Source organism: Fulvivirga sp. (assembly GCF_040220315.1).
GTDB lineage: Bacteria > Bacteroidota > Bacteroidia > Cytophagales > Cyclobacteriaceae > Fulvivirga.
Map to the genome: position 1 here is coordinate 17,452 of NZ_JAVJUY010000346.1, position 11,871 is coordinate 29,322.

General features: G+C 38.8%; 8 protein-coding genes. 3 read left to right on the forward strand and 5 right to left on the reverse strand.

Translation table 11 applies throughout. The annotated features are described in order from the left end of the window. Nucleotides 1–204: 204 nt before the first annotated feature. Nucleotides 205–1,671: a flotillin family protein gene (locus tag RLO81_RS17530; RefSeq protein ID WP_350114711.1), complete on the reverse strand. Its 1,467-nt coding sequence runs from the start codon at nucleotides 1,669–1,671 to the stop codon at nucleotides 205–207. Next, nucleotides 1,668–2,255: a hypothetical protein gene (locus tag RLO81_RS17535; RefSeq protein ID WP_350114714.1), complete on the reverse strand. Its 588-nt coding sequence runs from the start codon at nucleotides 2,253–2,255 to the stop codon at nucleotides 1,668–1,670. Before RLO81_RS17535 ends, RLO81_RS17530 begins: the two co-directional genes overlap by 4 nt. Nucleotides 2,256–2,392: 137 nt before the next feature. Here RLO81_RS17535 and RLO81_RS17540 point away from each other — a divergent pair, with 137 nt between their 5' ends. After that, the gene (locus tag RLO81_RS17540) at nucleotides 2,393–4,846 is read left to right on the forward strand and encodes an ABC transporter permease (RefSeq protein WP_350114717.1); all 2,454 of its coding nucleotides are present in this window, start codon (nucleotides 2,393–2,395) and stop codon (nucleotides 4,844–4,846) included. A gap of 22 nt (nucleotides 4,847–4,868) precedes the next feature. Here RLO81_RS17540 and RLO81_RS17545 read toward each other — a convergent pair whose 3' ends face one another. Genes RLO81_RS17545 through hemE form a run of 3 tightly spaced genes read right to left on the reverse strand, consistent with a single transcriptional unit; the run spans nucleotide 4,869 to nucleotide 7,251 of the window. Continuing rightward, on the reverse strand, nucleotides 4,869–5,633 hold the full coding sequence (locus RLO81_RS17545) for an SGNH/GDSL hydrolase family protein (RefSeq protein ID WP_350114720.1): 765 nt from the start codon (nucleotides 5,631–5,633) through the stop codon (nucleotides 4,869–4,871). Between the two features lie 56 nt (nucleotides 5,634–5,689). Continuing rightward, nucleotides 5,690–6,184, reverse strand: coding sequence for a hypothetical protein (locus RLO81_RS17550; protein WP_350114723.1), 495 nt, complete (start codon nucleotides 6,182–6,184; stop codon nucleotides 5,690–5,692). A 41-nt stretch (nucleotides 6,185–6,225) separates the two neighbouring features. After that, complete coding sequence (hemE, locus tag RLO81_RS17555) at nucleotides 6,226–7,251, reverse strand: uroporphyrinogen decarboxylase (RefSeq protein ID WP_350114726.1); 1,026 nt, start codon at nucleotides 7,249–7,251, stop codon at nucleotides 6,226–6,228. A gap of 90 nt (nucleotides 7,252–7,341) precedes the next feature. Between hemE and RLO81_RS17560 the strand changes: the two genes are divergently transcribed. Then, nucleotides 7,342–8,193 (forward strand): SdiA-regulated domain-containing protein, encoded by an 852-nt coding sequence (locus tag RLO81_RS17560; RefSeq protein ID WP_350114729.1) that lies wholly within the window; start codon nucleotides 7,342–7,344, stop codon nucleotides 8,191–8,193. Between the two features lie 7 nt (nucleotides 8,194–8,200). Then, nucleotides 8,201–11,845 (forward strand): BamA/TamA family outer membrane protein, encoded by a 3,645-nt coding sequence (locus tag RLO81_RS17565; RefSeq protein ID WP_350114732.1) that lies wholly within the window; start codon nucleotides 8,201–8,203, stop codon nucleotides 11,843–11,845. The last annotated feature ends 26 nt before the right edge of the window (nucleotides 11,846–11,871 follow it).

Genomic DNA, 11,871 nt, shown 5'->3' on the forward strand with positions numbered 1-11,871 from the left:
ATAAATCAAAAAGGGGCTGTCTCAAAAGGATCAGCCTCTTTTTTTTCTACAAATGTCTCGTCCTGAAATAGCGTTACACAAAAGAATTTGTAATGAGAGAATATTTAAAAAGAACCCAGAATGACAAACTCACTTAAACTTTTTTTATACCAAACTATATTTGGCTTTCTTTTTTAGTCAAGGACTTTTGAGACATCCTCTTTTCTATTTCCCTTTATTCGAGTCTTTAGGATCTGAATCTGATGGTTTATTTTGTTTAGTCGATGTTTTTGAAGATGGATTTTCCTTTGCTTCTTTCTTTACATCCTCAACCATCTGCTTAATCTCCTCGGGGCTCTTGCCTTTCAAATATTCAGGAAGTTCCATACCTGCCATGTTAAACATTTCCTGTAAAGGAGGAACGGACTTGTAAAGTCCTGATATAAAATTAGCTGTAGAAGTTTTGTTTTCAGGGCCGTTGCCACCTTCCCAGACAGTAATTTTATCGATCTTAATATTTTTAATAGCCTCTGTTTGAAGTCGAACCAGTTCAGGCAATTTATCTGCTACAAGTAACAATACGGCATCTTTAGCATTATCACCTGCTGCGTCTACAATTTGTTTTAAACCTTGTGCCTGCTTCGTAAGTACTTCATATAAACCTTGAGCTTCAGCTTGTTTTTTAAATAGAATCGCATCGGCCTCACCTTTTGCTAACCTTCTAATTTGTTCAGCTTGTGCTTCGGCCGCTATTTCTACTTTTTCTTTATCAATTTGTGCAGGCACCACAATATCCGCTGTTTGTGCTGCCTTATCTCGGGTTGCTCTTGCATTTTCAGCTTCTTGCTCAGCTGCGTAGGCTTCTTCTAATGCTTTAGCTGATTGTACTTTTTCTGCTGCTATGGCCAATCTCTGAGATTCGGCTTCCTTTTCTCTTCTGGCTGCATCAGATTGTGCTACCTTAATCTTAGCCAGGTTTTCTCCTTCTACAGCACTTGCATCAGCATCGGCAACCTTTACTCTTTGCTCTTGTACAGCATTGGCAGCACCAATGGCACCATCTCTATCTTTTTCAGCTACTGATCTTTTTGCATCGTTAATGGCTTTGGCCGCAGCTTCCTTTCCAAGTGCTTCTATGTAGCCGGATTCATCTTTGATATCTGTTACATTTACGTTAATCAGTTTTAAGCCAATTTTCTTTAATTCGGTCTCAACGTTGGATGCTACATTTTCTAAAAATTTATCTCTATTACTATTAATTTCTTCAATGTCCATAGTGGCAACCACTAACCTTAACTGGCCGAAGATGATATCTTTTGCTAAATCCTGAATACTTTCCTGTGTTAAGCCTAACAGCCTTTCAGCCGCGTTATTCATAACACCTGGCTCAGTAGAAATACCTACAGTAAAACGAGAAGGAACATCCACCCGAATGTTTTGTCTGCTAAGCGCATTAGTAAGCATTACCTCTATAGAAATAGGGGTGAGGTCAAGGAATTCATAATCTTGAAAAACAGGCCAAATAAACGCAGCACCTCCGTGAATACACTTGGCTGAACCACCGCCTACTTTACCATAAACAACCAGAATACGGTCTGAAGGACAACGTTTATACCTTCTAAAAAAAGTAACTATAACAATGAAAACAAAAAATGCTACGAGAGCAAATATGGGTAGGGCTAGTACACTCATTGTGTTATTTTATTAGTGGTTATTATTAAAATATCATTCGCTAGATCTTGAACAGTAATGACCTTGCCAGGTTTTAAATCTATATCATCATCGGTAATTGCCTCAAGTGTTCTAAGAGATCCCTGCACTTTTACCTGTACTTTCCCAATATTTCCTCTATTGGCTTTCACTTCCATATACACCTCGCCAACAATTCCAATGGCGTTTTTCATTTGCAACGTACCACTTTCATTGGCTTTACCTAAATAATAAAAAATGGCCCCCATTAAAAACATCATGGCAATACCCGACACCAATGAAATGGCTATTGATAGGCCATTAGAAAGCCCTGAGTCAAGGCAAGCTATTCCAGTCCAGGAAAAGATTGTAAAAAAAGCCACCATATTTTTTAAAGTGAAGAATTGAAAGCCGATTCCGTCATCACCTTCAATATCAGCATCAGCACCAGCATCTTCAGGTATATCACCCCCGAAAAACGTCAATGCTAGTTGCAGAAGAAAAAAAAGGGTAAAAGGTATGGCTATTGCCCAGTATATTCTTTCTAGCGTTGTGAGAGTGTCCCACCATACAGAGAAATTATCCATGGAAATTAATTTAGAGTGAATATAATTTATTTGTTATTATTTAATACTGATTTTCGAAGAATAATACCGCTTATAATAAAAATGTAACATTTCATTTGTGGATGCGGTATAACTACCAATCTCAAACAACTCAACACATGCTGAAAAATTACTTCAAGATTGCTATTCGCAGTCTGCTCAAAAATCGAATCTATTCAATAATTAATGTTTTAGGATTATCTATTGGTATAGCCAGTAGCTTACTCATTTTACTTCATGTCGAAGATGAGCTTTCGTATGATGAATTTCACTCCAAAGGCGACAGGATTTATAAAATGGGGTTAGAGCGCTTATACCCCGATCATGTGACAAACTACGCCATTGTTCCTCATTCATTTTCTGAAGTGATGGTTCGAGATTTCCCTGAAGTAGAAAATGCTGTTCGGATGTTCGGTAATCCTGCCAATAATCCGGTAGTAGTAAGTTATGTGGATGAGAAGAATGAGGAAAAACGTTTTGAAGAAACAGCTTTTATGGCTGCCGACTCTACTTTTTTTGAGGTATTTGACATTAAACTAATTTCTGGGGATCCAAAAAGTGCGCTAGCCAATGCCCAGGATATGGTTATTACCCAAGAAATGGCGACTAAATATTTTGGTAATGAAGACCCTATTAATAAAACACTGACCACAGATTTCGGTCAGTTCAATGTAAAGGGCATTTGTGAAAATTTTACTAAGAATTCGCATTTTGAGTTTGGCTTTTTAGCAGCACTTAAAACCTTTCCATTCTTACAGAATGACAATTTTGTAAGCTTTACTACTCACTTATACGTGTTGCTAAATGAGAATGCAGATCCTGCTGCCCTTGAGAGCAAATTTCCGGATATGGTGGAAACATATGCTGCTCCGCAAATTGAGGCGAACCTAAGTACAACTTACAGCGAATATGTGGCTGCAGGAAACGGCTATAATTACTCTCTAATTCCATTGGAGGATATACATCTATACCCAGTGAAATATCAGGGTGAGTTTAAAGCAGGTGGCGACATCAATGATGTTTACATTTTTATTTCAATAGCTGTACTTATTACACTCATTGCCTGTATCAACTTCATGAACTTAGCTACAGCCAGATCTACAGAAAGAGCCAAGGAGGTTGGTATCAGAAAAACACTAGGATCTCCCAAAAAACAGTTGGTTGCTCAGTTTTTAACTGAATCGATCGTGCTTAGTATCATTTCATCAGCCATCGCCTTAGGAGTGGTTTATCTCACACTGCCTTATTTTAATAATGTAATAGATAAATCCCTTTCTATTGCATCCGAAGGCTCTTTATTAATACCAGTGACTGTAGCTTATGCCTTAATTGTAGGTCTGCTAGCGGGTAGTTATCCGGCATTTGTGCTTTCAGGGTTTAACCCTGTATCAGTAATGAAGGGCAAAATGCAGACAAACAAGAGTATGTCGTGGTTGAGAAATGGATTGGTTGTTTTCCAGTTCGCCATAAGCATCATACTAATTTGTGGAACCCTCATAGTCCGAGATCAAATAAACTTTATGGCACAAAAAGATCTTGGGTATAATAAAGAGCACCTTATTGTTGTAGATCGCATAGGAACCCTCAATGAGCAATTGGATGTATTTATAAAAGAGGTACAGGCACTTCCCGAAGTGGAAATGGCAGGTGGTTCTGGGCTTATTCCGGTCAACCAATATTTTGGAATCCAGTTTATGCCACAAGGAGCTACCGAGCCCATTACTACCAACTCAATGACTGCTGATGATGACTATATTAACACCATGGGTTTTGAAATTGTGGAAGGTCGAGGTTTTTCCAAGGATTTTAATGATTCTCTATCGCTGATCATCAATCAACGCACTGTTGATTTATTAGGTGTAGAAAATCCGATAGGTTTAAAGTTGAGAAATACTGCCGCGGCACCTGCAGGTGGCAATCCAATAGAAATTGAGTATGAAGTAGTAGGTGTTGTAAAAGACTTCCATTACATGTCGTTAAGAGACGAAATAAGCCCATTTGTAATATTGAGCACTGAATCTCAAGCCTTTGGCGGTGTAGGAGTTTTAACAGCGCGAATTAAAGGTGAGAATATGCAACAAGCATTAGCTTCTATTGAAAACAAATGGAAAATGTTTTCTCCAGAAGACCCTTTCAAATACAAGTTTTTAGATGATGAGTTAGACAATCAATATAAATCAGAGGCTAACTCCGGAAAAATATTTGGTCTGTTTGCTGCCTTAGGAATTATCATAGCCTGCGTTGGACTTTTTGGACTAGCAGCTTATATGGCCGGGTTAAGAACAAAAGAGATTGGTGTTAGAAAAACGTTAGGCGCTTCAGTATCTGGTGTGGTGCTTTTGTTATCCAAAGACTTTACCAAACTGATTCTTATTTCTTTGTTAATTGCTGTACCAGTGAGTTATTACTTTATGAGTGAATGGTTGAGCAACTTTGCGTATAAAACCGGAATAAGTGCGCTAACCTTTATCGTTTCAGGAGGGCTTGCATTGATTATTGCCTGGCTAACTGTTGGCTATCAAACCTTAAAAGCGGCTTTGGTGAACCCTGTAAAATCACTCAGAAGCGAATAATTAAACATATTTCAATCCATCATCAATTTTCTATGATGGATTGAAATTCTTTATCTGCAATTATTCTTTCTACCCATAATTGGTATTGCTCGCCTGAGGGATGAAGCCCATCCTTTGCAACTAGCTCAGGATTTTCCAACCCTTTTCGTGAAATGTCTGTGATGTAGTAATATTTAATGCCAATTTCTTCAGAAATGCGCTTGTTAATTTCATTGTAAGTATCAATTTCTTCAGAAATCTTTTTTTGGTTTGATTGGCCGAATGGTGTATAACCATAATCAGGGATGGACACTACGATCACATTATTTTTATTTCCCCCGGCAAAACCGACTGCACGGTTGAGCAATTTCTCAAATTCACCCGGATAATCCTCAATTGGATAACCTCTGTATTGATTATTTACGCCAATCAAAAGTGAAACAAGTCCATAGTCAGAATTTAACTCTTCCTTATCTAAGGCACTACTTAAATCTTGAGTTGTCCAGCCGGTTCTTGCAATTATTTTGGTTTCTTCGATAATTAAATTAGAATTGATATTTGCCATTTTATTTGATAACTGCAGCGGCCATCTTTCGTCTTCTTCAACACTTTCTCCTATCGTGTATGAATCGCCCAAAGCCAGATACTTGATGCTTAGTTCTTCACTTTGATCTTCTGCTGTAGTGCCTGATGGTAAACTCTCAGAGACTTGCTCTGCTACAGACTTGTTGGGTTTGGTGTCTTCAGAACCTTCAGAACAAGCTAAACCAAATAGAATAAGACTAGAAAGAATGGCGGATTTAATCATACTATCTAAACAAATGAATTTTTGATTGGTTTATAGTAGTTCAGGTAATTGCTGCGTTACGGCAGATTGTTCAAATTCAACTGCTTATAAACTTCTTCGGCAAAGTTCTCAGAGGCATCTGTTACCACAACAGTTATAATATACCGCTCGTTAAAACCAACAACTAGCTCACTTACTTTGTCGTTTTTTTCATAAACCAGCCATCCCTGGGCATTATCGTAAGTTACACCATATGCTTTTTGATCGTCATCTTCATATTTCATGCCGGAGCTCCACGCCATAGAAGCAGAGGTGTATAGTGCCGCAGCCCCCTGATAGTCCATGATAGCAATGTCTAATTGTGAATCAGCTTTTTCGTACCGGGCGGAAGCTGTTGAATAAGACATTCCACTCATCTCAAAACTGCTTCCTTCAATTTCATCAACCAATTGATAGCCCATAATTGTAGAAGGAATGGATTTTTGAAGCTCTTTGTAATCAACTGCTTTTTCTTGTGCGTTCACCATCATTCCAAATGACAGTAATAGCATGGTAGTGAATATTGATTTCATTTTTTTAAACGATTTATCACAATAGTAATAAAAAAATATCCTTAGTGCTTAAACCTTTTAATCGTATCAATAAAAAATTTGACCTTGTGCGGGTCTGTATCCGGGTAAACACCATGACCCAGATTGGCTATATGTCTCGTTGGGCCAAATTTCACAAGCATTTTTTCAGCTTCTTCCTTTATTCGTTCTTCGGAGCTATATAGAATGCACGGATCGAAATTACCTTGTAAAGTTTTGTCTGCACCAATCAAATTTCTTGATTCCTGTACATCCATACACCAGTCTAACCCAACAGTATTGCATTGTATTTTCCCGAACCATTCGCGGGCAAAGTAGGCATCTTTTGCAAACACTGTTTTCGGAACTTTGTCAATAGCATCACAAATTTGCTCTATGTATTTGAGGGCAAATTCCTGATACAACTCCGGGCTAAGTATGCCGGCCCAGCTATCAAAAATTTGGATTAAATTGGCCCCTGCCTCTATTTGACCTTTCAGATAGTTAATGGTGCTATTGGTAATCATCTGCAGCAATTCATGAGAAAGTTGTGGTTCTGAGTAAAGCATTCTTCTTGCTTTGGAAAAGGTCTTACTTCCACCGCCCTCAATCATATATGCAAAAATGGTCCACGGTGCCCCGGCAAAACCTATGATAGGTACTCTTCCGTCTAATTCTTTTTTGGTTACACTAATCGCATCAATTGTATATTGCACATCACTGGCTTCAGCAATCTTCAGCTTTTTAATATCGCTGGCAGCTTTAATGGTATCTGGAAAATGAGGGCCTCGTTTTTCAACCATTTCGTATTTAAGACCCATAGCTTCGGGGATCACCAGAATATCACTAAAAATGATGGCGGCATCAACCCCTAGAATATCCACGGGCTGGATAGTAACTTCAGCAGCCAATTCCGGTGTTTCTACCAATTCTTTAAATCCGCTAAGTGAATTTCTTACTGCACGATATTCCGGCAGAATTCTACCTGCCTGTCGCATTAACCAAACCGGAGTGCGTTCTGTTTTTTCACCATTTATTGTTCGTAGAATTAAGTCGTTTTTTAAGGCCATGCGCAAAGATAGTAGCCATTTTTATAACCACCTTTTTTTAGGCAATTTTGTTTGATGCAAGTGATCGTAAAGTCTTTAATAGCCAGTTTAATGGCCTTCAATTTTCTACAATGCGAATCACTTCTACAAAGAGAAATTCACCCAAGATATAAAGACTATGATTCTCTTAAAGTGCCATATACGTTGTATATGCCGCATTCCAAAATAAGGCTACATTGGGATTTGGAGGAAATATCCGGTTTATCTTATTACAAGGAAAACAAATTGCTGGCTGTTGAAGATGAAACTGGTAATATTTATGTCTTGAATGGTGCTACAGGGGAAGTGGAGGATAAGATTAAGTTCGGCAAAAGTGGAGACTATGAAGGGGTGGAATATGACGATGGAGATGTATGGGTAATGGAGAGCAATGGCACTTTTTACTCTTTTCAAATTGAGGATAACCAGGCCGTGAATAGCAAAGAATATAAAAGTGACTTCAGTGCAAAGAACGACTTAGAAGGGCTTGGTTACACTAAAGGTGCATTATTAGTGGCCGCTAAAGGGAAGGGCTCAATTCAAGGTGTAGAAGGAGAGGGTAAGGGCATTTATTTGATCAAGGAGGACAGGCCCGAACCGCTCTTTTTTATAGAGAAAAGGGAGCTGGCCCATTTTATTTCGAACCGAGAGCATTTCAATGAAATCAATGATTTCGATCCTTCAGGTATAGCACTTCACCCACATAATAATGATATTTATATTTTATCTGCTGATTATGTTCTGGTAGTGTATAACTCAGACTTCAAACTCAAAGAGGTGGTGAGCTTAGATAATGGACTTTTTGAACAACCAGAAGGAATCTGTTTTTCTCCTGACGGTACTTTATATATTTCCAGCGAAGGGAACGAAACCAGAGGAGAGTTGTTTATTTTTCATCGCTTAAATACATCCTTAAAGGAATAAAAAATTAATGAAAGCATCTGCTATAGTTTTTTGTATTGTTATTGGTGTTTCTACATTCTTTCAAGTTGGTGCACAGAAGCAGGTGGGTTATACTTTGTTTCTGGTAGGCGATGCAGGAAAAGTTACTCACGGACAAACAAGTAATTTTCAGGTTATTTCTAGTCAGTTAAAAGGTGAAAATGAAGGTATCGTTTTTCTGGGGGATAACATTTATCAGCAAGGTATGCCTACTGTGCAAAGTGAATCAAGAACTGAGGCTGAGGATGCTATCAATGCTCAAATTGAACTTGCTAAAAAATTTAAAGGCAATGCCATTTTTATTCCCGGCAATCACGATTGGGCACAAGGGAGAAAAATAGGCTGGGATCAGGTTCAGCGGCAAGAAAACTATATTGAAGACCGGTTGGATAGCGCCAATGTATTTCTTCCTAATGATGGCTGCCCTGGGCCTGTGGAGGTTAATCTTTCCGATGAACTTCTATTAGTAATACTTGATACACAATGGTTTCTTCATGGTTGGGATAAGCCCAATAGTGAAATAGGAGGGTGTGATTTTACCACACCATTAGAAGTACTTCTGGCTTTGGATCAGATTTTAGCCCTGAATACGCACAGAAAGGTGGTTGTTACCACACATCATCCCATGTACACTTATGGTGAGCATGGCGGAGTTTTTCCATTCAAACATTTTTTAATGCCACCTGTGGTCGGAGGATTATATCCATTTTATCGGGCGGTTTTTGGTAGTGTGCAGGATATCCCTAATCCTAAGTACAAGGGCATGCGTAATGCACTGGTGGAAACGTTGGAGCAGTACCCAAATGTAATCCATGCAGCTGGACACGAACACTCGCTGCAATATTCCTTCAAGAACGATATACATTATATAGTAAGTGGCTCTGGTAGTAAAACTACTTATGTAAAACAAAAGGGATTTGCTGAATATGCGGAGTCTGCCAACGGTTTTGCCAAGTTGCTTTTTTATACAGATGGCGAGGTTAAGTTGGAATATTGGCGACATGATAACACTAATACTTTTACTAAATCATTAATGACTAAACCGTATGTTCCCAAACTTTCAGGAGAAGAGTTTGCCAACAAGTATGATTTAGAGGATAGTGTGCAAGTAACACATGCCAGTGATCAGTATGAGGCCGGAAAAGGACATAAACGCTTTTTTGGGGCTAATTACAGGGATGTGTGGAAGCAGGATATTGAGGTCCCGGTTTTTGATATTGGTGCCGAGCATGGTGGGCTCAAGATAGTACAGCGTGGTGGTGGGCAGCAAACCAAATCGTTGAGATTAGAAGCAAAAGATGGCAAGCAGTATGTGCTACGCTCCATTGAAAAATATGCGGCAGGAGCCATACCACCATTTTTACGAAATACTTTTGCGCAAGATTTGGTGCAAGATCAGATTTCGGCCTCGCACCCATATGGAGCCTTTGTAATTCCATACCTGGCAAATGCTGCTGGCATTTATCATACCAATCCAAAGTTGGTGCTTATACCAGATGACCCAAGATTTGGAAAACATCAGGCCACATTTGCCAATACTCTGGCACTTTATGAAGAGCGACCAGCCAAAGATTGGGAAGGTGCCGACTTTTTTGGAAACTCACCAGATATTGAAAGTACTTCCAAAGTATTAGAAAATCTGCAGGAAGATAATGATCATTATGTGGATCAGCAGTTTGTAGTGAAATCCAGATTGTTTGATATGATTATCGGTGATTGGGATAGGCATGACGACCAATGGCGCTGGTCTGAAATTGACGAGGGAAAAGGTAATAGATACCGACCCATACCCAGGGATCGTGATCAGGTATTTTTTGTGAATGAAGGTTTTTTTCCAGGCATTTGGAAAAGGAAATGGGGCTTACCAAAATTCGAGGGTTTTGATGAGGAGATAGATTGGCCCTCAGGGCTTTCTTTTAATGCACGCTACTTTGACCGCTCGTTTTTAACTGGGTTAGAAAAAGAAGACTGGGTAGAAGCTGCAGAGCAATTGAAGCGAGATTTGACAGATGAGCACATAGAAATGGCTATTAAAAAATGGCCCAAGGCAATTTATGACTTGCATGGCGAGGAAGTTATTAGAAGGTTAAAAGCCCGGAGGGATAACATTACAGAATCGGCTATTAGCCATTATCTATTTCTTGCCAAAGAAGTGGATGTGGTGGGTAGCGATAAGCATGAGCATTTTAAGGCAGAAAGGTTACCCAATGGGGATGTTCATGTAAGAGTTCGTAAAATGAAAAAGGATGGTGATAAAAAACACACCTTGTTTGAGCGCACTTTCAAATACGATGAAACAAAAGAAATTAGACTTTTTGCATTAGGGGGTAATGATGAGATTGAAATAGAAGGCGAAAGCCCAAAAGGAATAAAAATAAGAGTTATTGGTGGTGAGGGTGAGGATGAACTCGATGATGACTCGCGAGTAGGAGGATTAGGTAAGAAAAATATTTTCTATGATACCAAAGACGGGAATAAACTAAAGCTGAATTCAGAAAGTAAAAATCGTTTGTCCAACAGTACGGATGTTAATAATTATAACCGAAAGGCTTTTCAATACAATGTACTTATGCCATTAATTACAGGCAATTTTAACCCCGATGACGGCATCTATCTCGGAGGGGGATTTGTGTACACAAATCATGGGTTTAGAAAAGAACCTTTTAAGTCTAAGCATAAAGTATTAGGGAGTTATGCAATTAATACGGAGTCGTATAATTTTAATTACCTGGGTCAGTTTACCGATGTGATTGGTAAATGGGATCTTGAGGCAGATGTTAGTCTATTGGTGCCCAATTTTGTTAATAACTTCTTTGGCTATGGTAATGAATCTAAGTTTGATCAGAATATTGATGAAACCGTAAATGTAGACAGGGCTATTGACTACTATCGATTAAGATTTGAAGAAATATCGTACGAAGTAGGCCTTTTCAGGCCTATTGGCTCACTTGCCAGAATAGGAATTACCCATGATTTTGTAAGCTGGGAATTGGATCAGGATGACAATGAAAATCGGTTTGTTACAGATGTTTTTCTGCCAAGTACCAATTTGCAAAACGAGCAAACTGTCAACTATATGGGCGGTGGGTTGCGTTTAGATGTTGACACCAGAAAAAATATAAAAAATCCTGTTTCGGGTATATTATGGACAAATAAATTCAATACGTTGTATGGTATTGATGATGCAACAGACGATTTTCATCAATATAATACTGAGTTATCCATCTATCATAGCTTTAAAATACCAGCGAAGTTAACTTTTGCCGCAAGAGCAGGCTGGGGGATTAACTTTGGGGATTATCCATTTTTTAGGGGGCAAACACTAGGTGGAAGAGAGCAAATAAGAGGTTATAGAAAAACAAGGTTTTATGGCGATGAAGTCTTTTTCTCCAATGTGGAAGCCAGGTTAAAACTGTTTAACGTTAAGGGATATATTTTACCAGCCACGGTTGGTATCTTGGGTTTTCATGATGTGGGAAGGGTTTGGGTAGATGGAGAAGATTCCGATAAATGGCACAGAGGTATTGGCGGAGGTATCTGGATAGAACCCTTTGGCTTAGCTGTTCTATCATTTGAAGTGGGAGCATCAGAGGAGGAGACTTTGGCGTATGTAAGAATGGGTTTTCTCTTTTAAAAACACATTTGTATTACTTTAATTAG

Coding starts and splice junctions, on each gene's coding strand:
- RLO81_RS17560 (WP_350114729.1), top strand. CDS start 7,342: ATGGCCTTCAATTTTCTACAATGCGAATCACTTCTACAAAGAGAAATT.
- RLO81_RS17550 (WP_350114723.1), bottom strand. CDS start 6,184: ATGAAATCAATATTCACTACCATGCTATTACTGTCATTTGGAATGATG.
- RLO81_RS17540 (WP_350114717.1), top strand. CDS start 2,393: ATGCTGAAAAATTACTTCAAGATTGCTATTCGCAGTCTGCTCAAAAAT.
- hemE (WP_350114726.1), bottom strand. CDS start 7,251: ATGGCCTTAAAAAACGACTTAATTCTACGAACAATAAATGGTGAAAAA.
- RLO81_RS17545 (WP_350114720.1), bottom strand. CDS start 5,633: ATGATTAAATCCGCCATTCTTTCTAGTCTTATTCTATTTGGTTTAGCT.
- RLO81_RS17530 (WP_350114711.1), bottom strand. CDS start 1,671: ATGAGTGTACTAGCCCTACCCATATTTGCTCTCGTAGCATTTTTTGTT.
- RLO81_RS17535 (WP_350114714.1), bottom strand. CDS start 2,255: ATGGATAATTTCTCTGTATGGTGGGACACTCTCACAACGCTAGAAAGA.
- RLO81_RS17565 (WP_350114732.1), top strand. CDS start 8,201: ATGAAAGCATCTGCTATAGTTTTTTGTATTGTTATTGGTGTTTCTACA.